We start from the raw sequence: 16,833 nt of genomic DNA on the forward strand, positions 1-16,833 counted from the left end.
GAAATCCTGAATCAGCCTTCAGGAATCTTCGGCGAGGAACAGCTCAAGAAGGGAGTTTAAGAACAGTTTGCCGTGCTCGGTTACCTGCCAGTATTCCTCGCTCTCGGTGAGATACCCCTGGGCCAGCGCCTCGTCAATCTGCGGGCGAATCACCGACTCCGACAGCCCGGTGTAACGCGCAAATTCCGCGCGCGGCGCGGCTTCCAGCAGACGGAAGCGGTTCATAAAGAACTCAAACGGCTTATCCGCCGCCTCAACGCCATGCTGACGCTCCAGGTAACGGCCTTCCATATACCCGCGCGGGTGGCGGGTTTTGGCGGTGCGCAGAATGCGCCCGTCCGGGAAGGTCACCTTGCCGTGTGCGCCGCAGCCAATCCCCAGATAGTCGCCAAAGCGCCAGTAGTTCAGGTTGTGCTGACACTGATAGCCTGGCTTCGCGTACGCGGACGTTTCATATTGCTGATAGCCTGCAGCGGTTAACAGCTGGTGGCCCTGCTCGAAGATATCCCACAGCGCGTCATCATCCGGCAGCACCGGCGGGCGGGAACCGAACAGCGTGTTTGGCTCGATGGTGAGCTGATACCACGACAGGTGCGGCGGGTTCAGTTCGATCGCCTGACGCAGGTCGTCCAGCGCCTCTTCCAGTGACTGATCCGGCAGGCCGTGCATCAAATCCAGGTTAAAGCTGCGAAGATTAAGCCCGGTCGCCAGGTTTGCCGCGCGCTTCGCCTCTTCCGGGCCGTGAATGCGCCCCAGACGTTTTAGCTTCGCTTCGCTAAAGCTCTGTACGCCGATGGAGATGCGGTTCACGCCCGCGCGCTGATAGTCGACAAAACGGTCGGCTTCCACGGTGCCGGGGTTGGCTTCCATCGTAATTTCAGCATCCGCCGCCAGGTTCAGGCGCGCACGCACGCCGTCCAGCAGCGTCTGCATCGCCGGGCCGGACAGCAGACTCGGCGTACCGCCACCAATGAAAATGGTCTTAACTTCACGTCCCTGTGCGTAAGCGACATCGGCGTCCAGGTCGGCCAGCAGATGCGCAACGTAGTCATCGTGCGGCACTTCGCCCTTCAGCGCGTGCGAGTTGAAATCGCAGTACGGGCATTTCTGCACGCACCACGGGATGTGAATATAAAGACTCAGAGGCGGCAAATTAGCCATTACGCAGTGCTTCCAGTAACAGTTTCAGCGCGCGTCCACGGTGGGAAATCGCGCTTTTCTCTTCGCGGGTCAGTTCCGCAGCGGTTTTGCCCTCAGACGGGACAAAGAAAATCGGGTCGTAGCCAAAGCCACCGTTGCCAGCCGCTTCACGGGTAATCACGCCCGGCCAGCTGCCGTGGCAGACGATCGGCGTAGGGTCTTCCGCGTGACGCATATAGACCAGCACGCAGTGGAACTGCGCGGTCCGCTGTTCGTCCGGTACGTCTTTCAGGGCGACAAGCAGCTTTTCCAGATTCTGCTGGTCGGTGGCGTCAACGCCGGAATAGCGCGCAGAGTAAATCCCCGGCGCACCGCCGAGAAAATCCACGGCCAGGCCGGAGTCGTCGGCAATCGCGGGCAGACCAGTTACCTGCGCGGCGTGGCGCGCTTTCAGGATCGCGTTTTCAATAAACGTCAGCCCCGTCTCTTCGGCGGACTCCACGCCAAGATCGGTCTGGGCAACCACATCCAGCCCAAAATCATTTAATAGCGAGGCCAGCTCGCGCACTTTACCGGCATTGCCGGTCGCGAGAACAACTTTCTGCATGGTTTAGTCCTGTTCTTTCAGAGCCGCGACTTCCGTCGGGATAGATTGCGGATTAAGGATTTTTACCTGTTTATGTCGCCCGAGTTCACCTTTTTCAATGATGACCTGGCTTTTGGCGACGCGAAACTGTTTTGCCAGATATTTGGTCAGATGCGCGTTCGCCTGGCCGTCAACCGGCGGGGCGGTGATGGCGACTTTTAACTCGTCGCCATGCAGCCCAACAATACTGTCACGGCTGGCTTTTGGCTGAATATACAACCGTAAAACCAGCCCGTCAGCGCAGGTGTTTACTGCACTCATAGCGCCATCCACAGCCCCGGCAGCAGCATATTGCCCGTGGACTGTAACAGCTCAGCGATCCCCATGTTGACCACATAGAGCAGCAGAACCAGGATCATCGGGGAAAAATCGATGCCGCCCATAGACGGAAGCAGGTTACGGATCGGACGCAGCAGCGGTTCGGCCAGCTGAATCAAGGCATACTCCACCGGGCTACGCCCCTGGCTCACCCAGCTCATGATCGCCATCACCAGCAGCACCCAGAAGATCAGCAACCCGACGGTTTTGATCAGAATCAGGACGGCGGCAATCCAGATAATCGGCTGGAAGGTAATGACCATAAACAGCACGATCGCTTTGATAACGCTCAGAATAAACGCCACCAGCAGAGACGAACTGTCGATAGGACCCATGGCCGGGATAATGCGGCGCAGCGGTCCGACAATAGGTTGCGTGATTTTCACGACAAACTGGGAGAACGGATTGTAAAAGTCACAGCGGGCCCACTGCATCCAGACGCGCAGCAAAAGCGCCATCGTATACAGCTCAAGCACAGTTGAGAGCAGGAAAGTCAACGTCTTCATGGCGTTCCTCAGGTTTCCTTATTATTTTGAGTAGTCGCGCGCACCGAAAATTGCCGTGCCGATGCGCACCATAGTGCTGCCTGCCGCGATGGCGGCTTCCATATCATCCGACATGCCCAGAGAAAGCGTGTCTACCGTGTTATAGCGCGCTTTAAGCGCCTCAAATGCTACAGCCATTTGCTGTGCCACGGCAAACTGCCTTTCATAACTTGACTCAGGTGCCGGAATTGCCATCAGCCCGCGCAGGGTTAAGCGCGGCAGTGCGGCCACCTCGGCGGCCAGCGCGTCCAGCTCGCTCAGCGTGATGCCGGACTTGCTGTTTTCGTCGCTGATGTTGACCTGAATAAGCACGTTGAGTGCAGGCATTTCTGCCGGACGCTGGTCATTCAGACGGGTAGCAATACGCAGACGGTCGATGGTATGGCACCAGTCGAAGTGCTCTGCCACCAGACGGCTTTTGTTCGACTGCAGCGGGCCAATAAAGTGCCATTGCAGATCCGTCTTCCCCTGTTCCTGGAAGTAGCGAATTTTATCCACGCCTTCCTGCACGTAGTTTTCACCAAACGCCCGCTGGCCTGCATCAATCGCTTCTGCGATGGCGCTCGCAGGCTTGGTTTTGCTGACTGCAAGCAGCGTAATTTCTTCTGAAGCCCGGCCGCAACGCGTTGCAGCGGCTGAGATTTTGTTCCGGACCTGTGCCAGGTTATGCGCAATGTCGTTCATTTTCCGAGGAGTAGTCTATGGATGTGGAAGAAATGGTGGCCCTTAGTGTAAAGCATAACGTCTCCGATCTACACCTGTGCAGTGATTCGCCACCGCGCTGGCGCAGATTAGGCCGGCTTGAGCCTGCTCCCTTTCCACCTCCCGACGTTGGGGCATTATTAAAAGCGTGGCTCAACGATGAGCAGCAGGGAGCATGGTGGGCAAGCGGGCAGGTGGATTTTGCCGCGACGGTGACGGGAGGCCAGCGTCTGCGCGGCAGTGCCTTTAAGCAGATGAGCGGTATCTCTGTGACGTTGCGGCTGTTGCCGCGTACCTGCCCGCAACTCACTTCGCTGGGCGCGCCGCGGGCAATCCCGGAACTGTTATCCAATGACGCCGGGCTGATTCTGGTGACGGGGGCGACCGGCAGCGGCAAATCCACTACGCTGGCAGCGATGGTCGATTTTCTCAACCACCATGCTGACGGCCATATCCTCACGCTTGAAGATCCGGTGGAGTTTATCTACCAGAGTGAACGTTGCCTGATCCAGCAGCGGGAGATAGGTCAGCACAGCCCGTCATTTGCCGAAGCGCTGCGCAGTGCCTTACGCCAGGATCCGGACGTGATTCTGCTGGGAGAGTTGCGCGACAGCGAAACGATCCGCCTGGCGCTCACGGCGGCGGAAACCGGACATCTGGTGCTGGCGACGCTGCATACGCGCGGGGCATCGCAGGCGATTGAACGGCTGGTCGATACGTTCCCGGCACAGGAGAAAGATCCGGTGCGCAACCAGCTGGCCGGCAGCCTGCGGGCGGTGCTGGCGCAGAGGCTGCTTCCCGATCTACAGGGCGGACGCGTTGCGCTGTATGAACTGCTGGTGAACACCGCAGCGGCGGCGAATCTCATTCGTGAAGGGAAAACGTGGCAACTGCCCGGCATCATCCAAACCGGTCAGCAGGCAGGAATGCAGAACTTTGACCAAAGCCTGGCGGAGAGACGGGCGCAGGGGCGGCTGTAGGCCCCTGTGTTTAAAAGCCCTGTTCGAAATAGCTTTCGAGGATAATGACGGCAGAAGCGGAGTCCACGCTGCCTTTGTTGAGCGCCCGGAAGCCGCCGTGCTCAAACAGGCCCGCACGCGCTTCGACGGTGCTGAGACGCTCGTCGTGAAGCTTCACGGAGACGCCAAAGCGGCCATGGATTTTATTAGCGAACTTACGCGCCCGGGCGGTAAGCGGCTGTTCTGTACCGTCCATGTTCAGCGGCAGACCAACAATTACGTCATCCGGCTGCCACTCTTTGAGCAGACGCTCGATAAGAGTCCAGTCTGGCGTGCCGTCATTAGCCTTCAGGGCCGTGAGCGGACGCGCGGTACCGGTGATGCGCTGACCGACAGCAACGCCAATACTTTTGGTACCAAAATCGAAGGCCAGAAGTGTCCCGCTCATCAGGCGTGCCCCGCTACGCCGGGCATGGTCAGAATATCAATACCAATCAGTTTCGCTGCATCACGCCAGCGATCGGCGATGGGGGTTTTAAACAGGATATTCATGTCCGCAGGCGCGGTAAGCCAGGCGTTATCGAGGATCTCTTGCTCAAGCTGGCCTTTCTCCCACGACGAATAGCCCAGCGCCACCAGCACTTCGGAAGGCTGCTCAGCGGTGCCCAGCGTTTCGAGCACGTCACGCGAGGTGGTGATGACGGTGTTATCCGAGATTCGAATGCTGGAAGAGAATACCGGCGGCGTATGCAGGATAAAACCGCGATCTTCTGCAAGAGGTCCACCCAGCATCACGGGCTTATCAAGCCGGATTTCCGGCAGTCGCGCTTCAGCCGGGATTTTCAGCTTGTCCAGAATTCCTTCAACCTGAAGATTTTCCAGCGGTTTATTGATGATAATACCCATCGCGCCGTCTTCATTGTATTCACAAATATAAACTACAGCGCGGCGAAAAATCGGGTCCTGGAGAGCAGGCATGGCAATAAGAAAGTGATGCTGTAAATTCATTGTCAGAGGTACTGTTTCCTGGTTTAAAAAGCGACAGCGCCCAGTATGGGGACAAACACAGACGCTGTCACTAATAGTATTGTTAGGTTATTTCTGTAAACGTTTTTCGATAGCATCCATCAGCATGCCGGTGATCGAAATCGGGAATTCCGCTTCAATTTCACGAATGCAGGTCGGGCTGGTGACGTTCACTTCGGTAAGACGATCGCCGATGATATCCAGACCAACGAAGATCAGGCCTTTGGCCTTCAGCGTCGGGCCAACGCGGCGGGCAATTTCCCAGTCGCTTTCGGTCAGAGGGCGCGGCTCGCCGCGGCCACCGGCCGCCAGGTTACCGCGAGTTTCGCCACCCTGCGGGATACGGGCCAGGCAGTAAGGAACCGGTTCGCCATCCACGACCAGCACGCGCTTGTCGCCGTCTTTGATCGCTGGAATATAGTTCTGTGCCATGCAGTAACGCGTGCCCAGTTCGGTCAGCGTTTCGGCAATCACACCAATGTTCGGGTCGCTCTCTTTCACGCGGAAAATCGACGCGCCGCCCATGCCGTCCAGCGGCTTCATAATGATATCGCCGTGCTTCTGCCAGAATGCCTTCAACTGCGCTTTGCTGCGGGTCACCAGGGTTTCCGGCGTCAGGTCAGAGAACCAGGCGGTGTAGAGCTTCTCATTGCAGTCGCGCAGGCTCTGCGGTTTGTTGACGATCAGGGTACCTTTCTCTTCTGCACGCTCAAGGATGTAAGTGCTGTAGATGTACTCGGTGTCGAACGGCGGATCTTTACGCATCAGGATGACGTTGAGGTCGGCCAGGGCAATGTCCTGCTCGGTGCCAAATTCGTACCATTTGTCGTAGTTCTGCTCGACGTTAACGATGCGGGTGCGCGCCCGGGCTTCACCGTTGATCAGGTAAAGATCGTTCATCTCCATATAGTGGAGTTCATAGCCGCGACGCTGCGCTTCCAGCAGCATGGCGAAGCTGGAATCTTTCTTGATGTTAATGTTTGCGATGGGGTCCATCACGATGCCGAGCTTGATCATGTTCTTCTCCGTTAATGCTTCAACCCAGATCGCCAAACCGTACCTGTAGCGCGGTAATGGCCGTGAGTGCCGTTGTCTCAGTGCGCAGAACGCGAGGTCCCAACAGAATATCAGTAAACTGGTAACGTGCCGTCATCGCAATTTCATCCGCTGAAAGTCCACCTTCGGGGCCAATCAGCAGGCGTACGCGCTCAACGGGCAAGGGCAGCGTATTGATGCTGGCGCTGGCGCGCGGATGAAGATTGAGCTTAAGCCCGCTGTCCTCTTCAGCACACCACTCCTCCAGATCCATCGCCGGGCGGATCTCCGGAATACGGTTGCGACCGCTCTGTTCGCAAGCCGCAATGGCAATTTTCTGCCACTGCTGGATCTTTTTGTTCAGACGTTCCGCATCCAGTTTAACGCCACAGCGTTCAGAAAAAAGTGGCGTAATGAGGCTTACACCCAGTTCGATGGATTTCTGAATCGTGAACTCCATTTTCTCGCCGCGCGACATCACCTGGCCCAGATGGATGTGCAGCGGAGATTCCCGGTCATCCACTTCGCCACGCAGGACGTTAACGTGTACGCTTTTTTTATCAGACCGCGTGATTTCTGCGTCGAAAACCTGGTTCGAGCCGTCGAACAGCTGTATTGCCTGACCTGCGCCCATGCGCAGCACGCGGCCAACATGGTTGGCGGCGTCATCAGACAGGGCGATTTCGCGGCCTGCGGTAATCAGTTCAGGATGGTAAATGCGGGGAATGCGCATAGTCAGAAATTCCATGTGTCATGCGATATAAGCGAATTGCCGTAGTGTAGGTTAGCTCTTTTGCGCCTGGCAAGCCCGCTGGACGTAAGGGTTGTGATTCCCCTGGACTCTGGCGATACGTTCGTCGCGCTGGCATTCCCACTCCGTCACCGGGTATTGCTTGTCCCAGGCGTTGAACAGCTGCGTCTGCTGGCGGGAGAGGTTGAGGTCGTAACGGTCACGCATATAGAAATAGGTGCGGGCAATGCTGCCGCGTGCGCGGGCAGGGGGCTCGGCGACTTTCTCTTTAAAATCAACCTTCATACCGCACTGACCGTACTGGCCTTCGCCACCGTTCCACTGGCTGTACATGAAATTACCGCGGTCGCCGTTCACTTCACCTACGGCAGGCTGCAGGTTATGCATATCGCTTTCCATCTGGCGATAAACCGGATCTTTGGCGCAGTTTTTACGTCCGCCATCCTGCCAGCACTGGCGCTGGTGGCCAAACTGCCAGGCCGGAACGACATGTTCCCATTCAATACGGCTGGCGCGGTTTTCGTTTTTACGCACCTTATAGCCGCAGGATTCGAGGTCAACGACCCCTTTTTTACCCTGCCAGTTAATTTTACAGCCGCAGTAGAAATCGCCCGGCACATCGGCGTTCACCTTCACGCCTGCAGCCTTGGCCTGGGAAAAACTGTTGATACCGTCGGCCAGAGCATGGCCTGAGAGCGCCGTCGTCAGAAAGGCGACCGCGAGAGAAAAATTACGGGACATCTTACACTCCGTGTCAAAACGAGCCCGCAACGTAACGAATGTTGTTCCTGTATGCAATCAGTCAGATCAGGAAAGTTCCTGAAAGTTCAGATGATTATTCCGCAACCAGCGGCTCGCCGCATTTGACGCAGCGGTAAGTGGCCTCGCCGCGCACCACGCGATTATGGCGGCGAACGGTAAGCTGGTGCTGCTGACACTGGCAGCGGTAGGGGAAGGTATTGCGGCGCACCGATTCCAGCTCGAACTGATGGGTACGGCGTGCCGGAACGCCGAGCACCGCTTCCATCATCCACTTCCACTCTTTCCCATGGGGCGCGACGCGTCCAAAGTGTTTCCACACCAGCAGATGCGCCAGCTCGTGCGGTACCACTTCCTCGATAAACGCCTGCTGGTTTTCCATCATGAGCACCGGGTTAAGGCGGATCTCATAAGGCTCGAGCCAGGCGGTGCCGGCCGCGGTTCCGCGCTGCTGATAAACGATCTTAGGTTCAGGGTAATTGCGACCGAGCTTCAGGTTTGCCTGGGCGAGTTTTTCCCGCAGGCTGCGCATAACGGCTTGTTGAAGGGCGATGGGGAGACGGGATGCTTTCATAGGGGCAGAGCATAAAGCGCGAAGCGGGGAGGCGCAAGCGGCGCCTCCCGCAAGAAGATTAGTCGTGGGCGCCGATTTCGCGCAGAGGACGACCTTTCATCAGGTTACGTTCAATATGTTCCAGAGAAACGTGTTTAGTTTCTGGAACCAGCCAGATGGTCAGCACAATAAAGAAGATATTCAGACCAGCGTAGACCCAGAAGGTGTTCGCGTTGCCCAGGGTATTGAGCATGGTCAGGAACGTTGCGCCGACGATCATGTTGGCAATCCAGTTGGTTGCGGTAGAGCAGGTGATACCAAAATCACGCCCTTTCAGCGGCTGGATCTCAGAGCACAGCACCCAAATCAGCGGGCCGGCGCTCATCGCAAATCCGACGATAAACATCAGCAGCATGCCTACCGCAAAGTACTGGGCGGTTGGTGAGTGAATGCCCACATGCATCATGGTACCGAGGATACCCATACCGACCGCCATCACCAGGAAGCCGAGCGTCAGGGTTGGCTTACGTCCCCAGCGGTCCACCAGACCGATGGCGATAAAGGTCGCCAGCACGTTGGTCAGACCCACGATAACGGTCCCCCACATCTGCTCGGTGGTGTTGGTATAGCCCGCCAGCTCAAAGATTTTTGGCGCGTAATACATGATGACGTTCATCCCGGTGAACTGCTGCATCACCTGAAGCAGTACCCCGAGGAACACCGCACGGCGGAAGTTGCTGTTCTCTTTAAACAGCGCCCAGCCGGACTGTTTGACCTTCAGGCTTTCGCGGATCTCTTCCAGCTCGTTTTTCGCTTCCGCGCTGGTATCGCGCAGGCGCAACAGCACTCGTTCGGCATCGTGGAAGCGGCGCTTCGCGGCAAACCAGCGCGGGCTGTCCGGGAGGAAGAAGACGCCAATCAGCAGCAGAATGGCCGGGATGATGATCACGCCGAGCATCCAGCGCCATGCGCCGCTGTAGCTGAACGCGGTATCGGAAAGGTAAGCACCCAGAATACCGATGGTGATCATGAGCTGGTACATCGAAATCATACTGCCGCGGATTTTCTCCGGCGCGATTTCAGACAAGTACAGCGGTGCGGTATAGGACGCCACGCCCACGGCGAGGCCGAGCAGCACGCGGGAAACCAGCAGGACCTCAACGTTAGGCGCTGCGGCAGAGAAGAGTGAACCGGCAACGAACAGGATCGCGCCGATCATCAGGCTCTTTTTACGCCCGAGTTTGAAGGAGAGCCAGCCGCTGCCGACGGCCCCGACGGCGGCGCCGAACATCATGGAGCTAACGACCCACTCCTGGGTGTGAGCGCTAATCTGGAACTCGTCAGTGATGAAAGGTAATGCACCGGCAATCACGCCGATATCCAGGCCAAAAAGTAATCCTGCCAGGGCGGCGAGGAAACAGACGAAGAATGTCATCGCCTTGTTGGACGTACGCCCCTGTTTTTATTGTCAGGCATTATGCCCTCCAGTTGGGTTATCAGTTTTATTGATGTAAAGGGTAGGTGAGTGACCCGTAAAAATATGTGAGATTAATCACATTGGTGTAATCGGTTACACTAACGTGAAACCGTAAAAATAATTAAAGCTTTGAAAATATAGAGGTAAACGAGGTGATGTGCATCGCGTTTGTTTGAATTTCGGACTTAACTGAAATGAAATGTAACAGCAGAAGAAAGGCGATCAAGCAAAGAGAATATTCTGAAAGCGGGATATATTCGGCATGGTGTAAGCGGTTTCAAACATTGCCGCCACCCGACACAAAAAAAGGCCAGCACAAAGGCTGGCCTGTTTAACGCTGTCGGTCGATTACTTCAGACCGGCAGCTTCACGCAGCAGGGCGGCTTTGTCGGTTTTTTCCCATGGGAAATGTTCACGACCAAAGTGACCGTATGCAGCGGTTTCTTTGTAGATTGGGTGCAGCAGATCCAGCATCTGAATCAGGCCGTATGGACGCAGGTCGAAGAACTCGCGCACCAGCAGAGTCAGCTGTTCTGAAGGCACTTTCTCGGTACCAAAGGTTTCAACCATGATGGAGGTTGGCTCAGCCACGCCGATAGCGTAGGAAACCTGGATCTCACAACGGTCAGCCAGGCCGGCAGCAACGATGTTTTTCGCCACATAACGTGCAGCGTACGCAGCGGAACGGTCAACTTTAGACGGATCTTTACCGGAGAACGCACCGCCACCGTGACGCGCCATGCCGCCGTAGGTATCAACGATGATTTTACGACCGGTCAGACCGCAGTCACCCATTGGGCCGCCGATAACGAAGCGTCCGGTTGGGTTGATGAAGAATTTGGTCGCAGAGCTCAGCCATTCGGTCGGCAGAACCGGCTTGATGATCTCTTCCATCACTGCTTCCTGCAGGGATTTCTGATCGATATCTTCGGAATGCTGAGTGGACAGAACCACCGCATCAATACCAACGATTTTGCCGTCGTCGTACTGGAAGGTGACCTGGCTTTTCGCATCCGGGCGCAGCCACGGCAGGGTGCCGTTTTTACGCACTTCAGCCTGACGCTGCACCAGACGGTGCGCGTAGGTGACAGGTGCTGGCATCAGCACGTCGGTTTCGTTGGTTGCATAGCCGAACATCAGGCCCTGGTCGCCCGCGCCCTGTTCCAGCGGATCGGCACGGTCAACGCCCTGGTTGATGTCTGGAGACTGTTTGCCAATCGCGCTCAGTACCGCGCAGGAGTTGGCATCAAAGCCCATATCAGAATGCACATAGCCGATATCACGCACCGTGTTACGGGTGATCTCTTCAATATCAACCCATGCGCTGGTGGTGATCTCACCGCCAACCAGAACCATGCCGGTTTTGACATAGGTTTCACACGCTACGCGCGCTTTTGGATCCTGCGCCAGGATCGCATCCAGCACTGCATCGGAGATTTGGTCAGCAATTTTATCAGGATGTCCTTCTGATACGGACTCGGACGTAAACAGGTGTTTTGCCATGTTTTATTTCACCTAAGAGGAATTTGGTTAGCTCAAGCTGCTGTGTGGAATAGCCAAAGGAGATAATTCTACCAAGGCCTGCAGGTTTTTGACACTGGCAGTATGAGTGTTAATCAGTATAGATGGATTAACATCTGGATGGCTATTTTAGGTCACTTCTTCGCCCGATTTCCAGTTTTTTTTGATTCATCTCTCACTGCGTTGAAATTGCTGCTGGCAATAATTCCTGACGGCACCGGCAACACGCGCATTTATCTTTTGCTTTTTACCCCTGTTCTCGGTATAAAACGCGGCGCGCGGCTCATATAAAATAAGCGCTCGATGAACTCATCGTGTCGCCACTTCCAGCCGGGTTAAGCAGTGAACTTTTAGCTTTGGCTTGTGGTCCGTTTCAGCAGAGGCGGCCGTGGAGGTGATACGAGATAATGAACCATCGTTTTCCGCTCATTCAGCGCAGCCGTTCTGGCGCACATTTGATTCCCGCAACCCGCATTTCTAGTCTGCAAACCTGCCGATGTTATACCCATCTCGGCGCTTCTCAGGATTCCAGGGCCGGTCACGCTTTGTGAAAACTGAACAAGGGCGCTCTTGTTAATACAAGAGTTTTCTCGTGGTTTCGCCGAACCTTGTCATACAGAGTTCGGATACGTGTTTTACAATGATATGAATAAGAAACCGGTCGCACGGTCTGGTTTTCAGCATACTCTGCTGGGAAACGGAGCCGTTTATGGGTTGTTATCGCCGTATAACGCTGCGATAGTAGTCAACTGTTTTACACTTAATACAAAGAGTTGAGGTTCGCTATGTCTGACGACATGTCTTCTTTTTCGCCTTCGTCAGCGGGCGAACAGGGTGTACTACGTTCTATGCAGGAGGTTGCGATGAGCTCCGAGGAAGCCAGCAAGATGCTGCGCACTTACAATATTGCCTGGTGGGGCAATAACTACTACGACGTCAACGAACTGGGCCACATCAGCGTCTGCCCGGATCCGGACGTCCCTGAAGCGCGCGTGGACCTTGCTAAACTGGTGAAAGCCCGTGAAGCTCAGGGCCAGCGTTTGCCTGCACTGTTCTGCTTCCCGCAGATCCTGCAACATCGCCTGCGTTCTATAAACGCCGCCTTCAAGCGCGCGCGTGAGTCCTACGGCTATAAAGGCGACTATTTCTTGGTTTACCCGATCAAGGTGAACCAGCACCGCCGTGTGATTGAATCCCTGATCCACTCCGGCGAGCCGCTGGGTCTGGAAGCGGGCTCCAAAGCGGAGCTGATGGCGGTTCTGGCGCATGCGGGCATGACCCGTTCGGTGATCGTCTGTAATGGCTATAAAGACCGTGAATACATTCGTCTGGCGCTGATTGGCGAGAAGATGGGCCACAAGGTCTATCTGGTTATCGAAAAGATGACCGAAATCGCCATCGTACTGGAAGAGGCTGAGCGTCTGAACGTGGTGCCACGCCTTGGCGTGCGTGCGCGTCTGGCGTCACAAGGTTCCGGTAAATGGCAGTCCTCCGGCGGTGAAAAATCCAAGTTCGGCCTGGCGGCGAACCAGGTGCTGCAGCTGGTGGAAATCCTGCGCGAGCGCGGTCGTCTGGACAGTATTCAACTGCTGCACTTCCACCTCGGCTCGCAGATGGCCAATATTCGCGACATCGCCACCGGCGTGCGTGAATCCGCGCGGTTCTATGTGGAGCTGCACAAGCTTGGCGTGAATATTCAATGCTTCGACGTGGGCGGCGGCCTCGGCGTGGACTACGAAGGGACCCGCTCGCAGTCTGACTGCTCGGTGAACTACGGCCTGAACGAATACGCGAACAATATCATCTGGGCGATCGGCGATGCCTGTGAAGAGAACGGCCTGCCGCACCCGACGGTGATCACCGAATCCGGTCGCGCGGTGACCGCGCACCATACGGTGCTGGTCTCTAACATCATCGGCGTTGAGCGTAGCGAAATCACCGAAGCGACGCCTCCGGCAGACGATGCCCCGCGTTCCCTGCAAAGCATGTGGGAAACCTGGCAGGAGATGCACGAGCCGGGCACGCGTCGTTCCCTGCGCGAATGGCTGCACGACAGCCAGATGGACCTGCATGACATTCATGTCGGTTATTCTTCAGGCACCTTCAGCCTGCAGGAACGCGCGTGGGCGGAGCAGCTCTACCTGAACATGTGCCATGAAGTGCAGAAACAGCTCGACCCGAGCAACCGCGCGCACCGTCCGATTATCGACGAGCTGCAGGAGCGTATGGCGGATAAGATTTACGTCAACTTCTCGCTGTTCCAGTCGATGCCGGATGCCTGGGGTATCGACCAGCTGTTCCCGGTTCTGCCGCTGGAAGGGCTGAACCACGCTCCGGAACGCCGTGCGGTGCTGCTGGACATCACCTGTGATTCCGACGGCGCTATCGACCACTACGTTGATGGCGACGGTATCGCAACGACGATGCCAATGCCGGAATACGACCCGGAGAACCCGCCAATGCTGGGCTTCTTTATGGTCGGCGCGTATCAGGAGATCCTCGGCAACATGCACAACCTGTTCGGTGATACCGAAGCGGTGGACGTGTTCGTGTTCCCTGACGGCAACGTGGAAATCGAGTTGTCCGATGAAGGGGACACAGTGGCGGACATGCTGGAATACGTTCAGCTGGATCCGAAAAAACTGCTCACCCAGTTCCGCGACCAGGTGAAAAACACCGGTCTGGACGATGCATTGCAGCAGCAGTTCCTGGAAGAGTTTGAAGCGGGTCTTTACGGGTATACCTACCTGGAAGACGAGTAGGAAAACCTCCCTCTCCTGTGGGAGAGGGCTGGGGCGAGGGCAAAGACCGCACAATGCCCTATACTCACTTGAACCCGTATGCATTACCGGCGATAATTCGCCCCAATAAGCGATTTACGAATCAATCCCTTCCTCGTCGGGTTTAACGACGCGGAGGGGATTTTTTTTCATCTGTTTTTAATGTATCGACTTTAAAAGAGGTCAGGATATGAGCACTTTAGGTCATCAGTACGATAACTCTCTGGTATCTAACGCGTTTGGTTTTTTACGCCTTCCGATGAACTTCCAGCCGTACGACAGTGATGCTGACTGGGTGATCACCGGTGTGCCGTTCGATATGGCAACATCTGGCCGTGCGGGTGGTCGTCACGGACCGGCAGCGATTCGTCAGGTTTCCACTAACCTGGCCTGGGAGCATAACCGCTTCCCGTGGAACTTCGACATGCGCGAGCGCCTGAACGTGGTGGACTGCGGTGACCTGGTGTACGCCTTCGGCGACGCGCGTGAGATGAGCGAAAAGCTGCAGGCGCACGCCGAGAAGCTGCTGGCTGCCGGTAAGCGCATGCTCTCCTTCGGCGGCGACCACTTCGTGACCCTGCCGCTGCTGCGCGCCCATGCGAAGCACTTCGGTAAAATGGCGCTGGTGCACTTCGATGCACATACCGACACCTACGCGAACGGCTGTGAGTTTGACCATGGCACCATGTTCTTTACTGCGCCGAACGAAGGTCTGATCGATCCGAACCACTCCGTGCAGATCGGTATTCGCACTGAGTTCGACAAAGATAACGGTTTCACCGTGCTGGATGCGGGCCAGGTTAACGATCGCGGCGTCGATGACATCCTCGCTCAGGTGAAGCAGATCGTGGGTGATATGCCCGTGTACCTGACCTTCGACATCGACTGCCTGGATCCAGCATTTGCACCGGGCACCGGTACGCCGGTCATCGGCGGTTTGACCTCAGATCGTGCCATCAAGCTGGTGCGCGGTCTGAAGGATCTGAACATTGTCGGGATGGACGTGGTGGAAGTGGCGCCTGCCTATGACCAGTCCGAGATCACTGCGCTGGCCGCAGCGACCCTGGCACTGGAAATGCTCTATATTCAGGCAGCTAAAAAAGGTGAGTAAGCCTCGCCTGGCGTGAAAAAAACCTCTCTCTTGAGAGGTTTTTTATTGCCTTTAGAACACGTTAAACGGGTATTCCACGTAAGCGCGGATCTCGTCCCCGCCCACGTTGTACTCGCTGGCGTTGCTGGAAACGCGCAGGACGGAGTAGCGCAGTTTCAGCTTCAGATCCTTCGCCGGACCATCCTGCACCTGGTACTGGATCTGGTTAAACCACTCGTGCTCTTTGCCGTTGCTGGTTTCAGAGGTTTTGATGTTATCGCCGCGTACGTAGGCGGTGGTCCAGCTCAGGCCCGGTAAGCCAAGGCCGCCAAAGTCCAGACCGTAGGATGCCTGCCAGGAACGTTCATCTTCGCCGTTAAAATCAGACCAGTAGGAGTTCGCCAGCCAGATGGTGTTACCGCCGTCACCCACGCCGCCCTTGTCGCGATAGCCGCCGTAGTTGTAGCCGGTGCTGCCGCTGCTCTGCTGGTACGCCACTTTGAACGTGTGAATATCCCAGATGTAGCTCGCCGCCAGGCTCCAGATGGTGTTGCTGCGGCCCGTGTCGAGGCTGTCTGCGTAACCCTGGTCCAGACGGGAGTTATAGCCGTTGAAGTCGAGCACCAGCTGCTGCCCGGTGCTGAACGGCTGCCTGAAGTTCATGCCCAGGTACTGCTTGTTCATCACCTCTTCATTATGAGAGGCGTACAGCGCGCCGCTAAACTGGTCATTGAACCGGTAGCTTGCACCGCCGAAGGAGAGGCTCTTCAGTCCGCTGTTGTGGCGGTCATCGCTTTTACGCTGCTCGTCGGTGAAGTAACCGGCGTTAACTTCCAGACCGTCGATCTCTTTCGAGGTCAGCATGGTGCCGGTGTAGCTTTCAAACAGCAGGCGGGAGCTGTCGGCATTAATGATGGGCAGTTCAGGGCGTTGATTCCCGTAGCTCAGTACGGTGTTTGATATGCGCATTTTGGCGGTTGCGCCAAACTTTGCCAGATCGGATTTTGCCCGGCCATCATCTTCCTGTTTAAAGAAGTCGATACCGCCTGCACCGCTTTTGCCACGGCCGCCATCCAGCCGCACGCCATATTGAGCAATACCGTCCACACCAAAGCCCACCAGCCCTTCGGTATAGCCGGATGCAAACGTGGCGATGATCCCCTGACCCCATTCGGCTTTGTCCTGCTGGCCCTGATGGTAATCGCGGCTGATATACGCATTGCGTAAGAACAGATCCAGATGGCTGTCGTCAATAAAACCCTGGCTGTCGGATTGCTGGCTTGCAGTGGCAGGTAATGCGGCAAATAAACTTAAAGCAATTAATGATAATTCTTTTTTCACGGAGGGAACGTCTCTGTCTGGATATATTAATTTGAATAACTGCGGGGGTGATAATTACCGGAAAAAGTTACCTTTGCAATAATTATGTGACAAGGTATTTCAATGTGATAGAGCGTATTTGCGGGGTTTTCAGGGGTGTTATCGATACGTGCTGTTAAGTTAACAATTCATGCGAAATAAAAAGGAGGCA

The 16,833-nt window shown here is 56.0% G+C and carries 19 protein-coding genes and 1 pseudogene; 6 read left to right on the plus strand and 14 right to left on the minus strand.

What is annotated here, in order from left to right; all coding sequences use genetic code 11:
• Window positions 1–18: 18 nt before the first annotated feature.
• The 5 genes from hemW to FU672_RS12820 are packed head-to-tail and all read right to left on the minus strand — an operon-like array spanning window position 19 to window position 3,333.
• Window positions 19–1,161, minus strand: coding sequence for a radical SAM family heme chaperone HemW (hemW, locus tag FU672_RS12800; RefSeq protein WP_148243511.1), 1,143 nt, complete (start codon window positions 1,159–1,161; stop codon window positions 19–21).
• Window positions 1,154–1,747: an XTP/dITP diphosphatase gene (locus FU672_RS12805; RefSeq protein ID WP_148243512.1), complete on the minus strand. Its 594-nt coding sequence runs from the start codon at window positions 1,745–1,747 to the stop codon at window positions 1,154–1,156. Before FU672_RS12805 ends, hemW begins: the two co-directional genes overlap by 8 nt.
• 3 nt (window positions 1,748–1,750) lie before the next feature.
• On the minus strand, window positions 1,751–2,047 hold the full coding sequence (yggU, locus tag FU672_RS12810) for a DUF167 family protein YggU (protein WP_148243513.1): 297 nt from the start codon (window positions 2,045–2,047) through the stop codon (window positions 1,751–1,753).
• A complete protein-coding gene (locus FU672_RS12815; protein ID WP_148243514.1) occupies window positions 2,044–2,610 on the minus strand; it encodes a YggT family protein in 567 nt (188 codons plus the stop codon). The genes yggU and FU672_RS12815 overlap by 4 nt, the downstream gene beginning before the upstream one ends.
• A gap of 21 nt (window positions 2,611–2,631) precedes the next feature.
• Complete coding sequence (locus tag FU672_RS12820; RefSeq protein WP_148243515.1) at window positions 2,632–3,333, minus strand: YggS family pyridoxal phosphate-dependent enzyme; 702 nt, start codon at window positions 3,331–3,333, stop codon at window positions 2,632–2,634.
• A gap of 17 nt (window positions 3,334–3,350) precedes the next feature.
• Here FU672_RS12820 and FU672_RS12825 point away from each other — a divergent pair, with 17 nt between their 5' ends.
• A complete protein-coding gene (locus tag FU672_RS12825; RefSeq protein ID WP_148243516.1) occupies window positions 3,351–4,331 on the plus strand; it encodes a type IV pilus twitching motility protein PilT in 981 nt (326 codons plus the stop codon).
• Between the two features lie 10 nt (window positions 4,332–4,341).
• On the opposite strand, the gene ruvX is transcribed toward FU672_RS12825, so the two are convergent.
• From ruvX to metK, 8 genes and pseudogenes are all read right to left on the minus strand, one after another.
• A complete protein-coding gene (ruvX, locus tag FU672_RS12830; RefSeq protein WP_148243517.1) occupies window positions 4,342–4,758 on the minus strand; it encodes a Holliday junction resolvase RuvX in 417 nt (138 codons plus the stop codon).
• Window positions 4,758–5,318, minus strand: coding sequence for a YqgE/AlgH family protein (locus FU672_RS12835; protein ID WP_008499752.1), 561 nt, complete (start codon window positions 5,316–5,318; stop codon window positions 4,758–4,760). The genes ruvX and FU672_RS12835 overlap by 1 nt, the downstream gene beginning before the upstream one ends.
• A gap of 87 nt (window positions 5,319–5,405) precedes the next feature.
• Entirely contained in the window at window positions 5,406–6,353 is a 948-nt protein-coding gene (gene gshB, locus FU672_RS12840; protein ID WP_148243518.1) for a glutathione synthase, read from the minus strand.
• Window positions 6,354–6,372: 19 nt separating this feature from the next.
• Window positions 6,373–7,104, minus strand: a complete 732-nt coding sequence (rsmE, locus tag FU672_RS12845; protein ID WP_024906558.1) for a 16S rRNA (uracil(1498)-N(3))-methyltransferase — start codon at window positions 7,102–7,104, stop codon at window positions 6,373–6,375.
• Between the two features lie 51 nt (window positions 7,105–7,155).
• On the minus strand, window positions 7,156–7,863 hold the full coding sequence (gene endA, locus FU672_RS12850; protein ID WP_023333343.1) for a deoxyribonuclease I: 708 nt from the start codon (window positions 7,861–7,863) through the stop codon (window positions 7,156–7,158).
• Between the two features lie 94 nt (window positions 7,864–7,957).
• On the minus strand, window positions 7,958–8,455 hold the full coding sequence (locus tag FU672_RS12855) for a SprT family zinc-dependent metalloprotease (RefSeq protein ID WP_148243519.1): 498 nt from the start codon (window positions 8,453–8,455) through the stop codon (window positions 7,958–7,960).
• Between the two features lie 58 nt (window positions 8,456–8,513).
• Window positions 8,514–9,910 (minus strand): annotated as a pseudogene (galP, locus tag FU672_RS12860) (galactose/proton symporter).
• Between the two features lie 349 nt (window positions 9,911–10,259).
• Window positions 10,260–11,414, minus strand: coding sequence for a methionine adenosyltransferase (gene metK, locus FU672_RS12865; RefSeq protein WP_148243521.1), 1,155 nt, complete (start codon window positions 11,412–11,414; stop codon window positions 10,260–10,262).
• A gap of 138 nt (window positions 11,415–11,552) precedes the next feature.
• Between metK and FU672_RS24865 the strand changes: the two genes are divergently transcribed.
• From FU672_RS24865 to speB, 5 genes are all read left to right on the plus strand, one after another.
• A complete protein-coding gene (locus FU672_RS24865; protein WP_187360807.1) occupies window positions 11,553–11,723 on the plus strand; it encodes a hypothetical protein in 171 nt (56 codons plus the stop codon).
• A 116-nt stretch (window positions 11,724–11,839) separates the two neighbouring features.
• Complete coding sequence (gene yqgG / locus FU672_RS25570; RefSeq protein ID WP_418250466.1) at window positions 11,840–11,983, plus strand: small protein YqgG; 144 nt, start codon at window positions 11,840–11,842, stop codon at window positions 11,981–11,983.
• A 94-nt stretch (window positions 11,984–12,077) separates the two neighbouring features.
• Window positions 12,078–12,209, plus strand: a complete 132-nt coding sequence (gene yqgB / locus FU672_RS12870) for an acid stress response protein YqgB (protein WP_127312443.1) — start codon at window positions 12,078–12,080, stop codon at window positions 12,207–12,209.
• An 8-nt stretch (window positions 12,210–12,217) separates the two neighbouring features.
• Window positions 12,218–14,194: a biosynthetic arginine decarboxylase gene (gene speA / locus FU672_RS12875; RefSeq protein WP_029739220.1), complete on the plus strand. Its 1,977-nt coding sequence runs from the start codon at window positions 12,218–12,220 to the stop codon at window positions 14,192–14,194.
• Between the two features lie 208 nt (window positions 14,195–14,402).
• Window positions 14,403–15,323, plus strand: a complete 921-nt coding sequence (gene speB / locus FU672_RS12880) for an agmatinase (RefSeq protein ID WP_008499737.1) — start codon at window positions 14,403–14,405, stop codon at window positions 15,321–15,323.
• 51 nt (window positions 15,324–15,374) lie between these two features.
• Here speB and FU672_RS12885 read toward each other — a convergent pair whose 3' ends face one another.
• Window positions 15,375–16,643, minus strand: a complete 1,269-nt coding sequence (locus FU672_RS12885) for an OprD family outer membrane porin (RefSeq protein ID WP_148243522.1) — start codon at window positions 16,641–16,643, stop codon at window positions 15,375–15,377.
• Window positions 16,644–16,833: the final 190 nt, after the last annotated feature.

This window comes from Enterobacter asburiae (genome assembly GCF_008080435.1).
GTDB classification, from domain to species: domain Bacteria; phylum Pseudomonadota; class Gammaproteobacteria; order Enterobacterales; family Enterobacteriaceae; genus Enterobacter; species Enterobacter asburiae_C.

Bases quoted from the DNA above. Each gene is read 5' to 3' on its own strand.
- FU672_RS12825 (WP_148243516.1), top strand. From the start codon at position 3,351: ATGGATGTGGAAGAAATGGTGGCCCTTAGTGTAAAGCATAACGTCTCC.
- ruvX (WP_148243517.1), bottom strand. From the start codon at position 4,758: ATGAGCGGGACACTTCTGGCCTTCGATTTTGGTACCAAAAGTATTGGC.
- yggU (WP_148243513.1), bottom strand. From the start codon at position 2,047: ATGAGTGCAGTAAACACCTGCGCTGACGGGCTGGTTTTACGGTTGTAT.
- rsmE (WP_024906558.1), bottom strand. From the start codon at position 7,104: ATGCGCATTCCCCGCATTTACCATCCTGAACTGATTACCGCAGGCCGC.
- gshB (WP_148243518.1), bottom strand. From the start codon at position 6,353: ATGATCAAGCTCGGCATCGTGATGGACCCCATCGCAAACATTAACATC.
- yqgG (WP_418250466.1), top strand. From the start codon at position 11,840: ATGAACCATCGTTTTCCGCTCATTCAGCGCAGCCGTTCTGGCGCACAT.
- hemW (WP_148243511.1), bottom strand. From the start codon at position 1,161: ATGGCTAATTTGCCGCCTCTGAGTCTTTATATTCACATCCCGTGGTGC.
- FU672_RS12820 (WP_148243515.1), bottom strand. From the start codon at position 3,333: ATGAACGACATTGCGCATAACCTGGCACAGGTCCGGAACAAAATCTCA.
- metK (WP_148243521.1), bottom strand. From the start codon at position 11,414: ATGGCAAAACACCTGTTTACGTCCGAGTCCGTATCAGAAGGACATCCT.
- FU672_RS24865 (WP_187360807.1), top strand. From the start codon at position 11,553: ATGGCTATTTTAGGTCACTTCTTCGCCCGATTTCCAGTTTTTTTTGAT.
- speB (WP_008499737.1), top strand. From the start codon at position 14,403: ATGAGCACTTTAGGTCATCAGTACGATAACTCTCTGGTATCTAACGCG.
- endA (WP_023333343.1), bottom strand. From the start codon at position 7,863: ATGTCCCGTAATTTTTCTCTCGCGGTCGCCTTTCTGACGACGGCGCTC.
- FU672_RS12855 (WP_148243519.1), bottom strand. From the start codon at position 8,455: ATGAAAGCATCCCGTCTCCCCATCGCCCTTCAACAAGCCGTTATGCGC.
- FU672_RS12835 (WP_008499752.1), bottom strand. From the start codon at position 5,318: ATGAATTTACAGCATCACTTTCTTATTGCCATGCCTGCTCTCCAGGAC.
- speA (WP_029739220.1), top strand. From the start codon at position 12,218: ATGTCTGACGACATGTCTTCTTTTTCGCCTTCGTCAGCGGGCGAACAG.
- FU672_RS12815 (WP_148243514.1), bottom strand. From the start codon at position 2,610: ATGAAGACGTTGACTTTCCTGCTCTCAACTGTGCTTGAGCTGTATACG.
- FU672_RS12805 (WP_148243512.1), bottom strand. From the start codon at position 1,747: ATGCAGAAAGTTGTTCTCGCGACCGGCAATGCCGGTAAAGTGCGCGAG.
- yqgB (WP_127312443.1), top strand. From the start codon at position 12,078: ATGAATAAGAAACCGGTCGCACGGTCTGGTTTTCAGCATACTCTGCTG.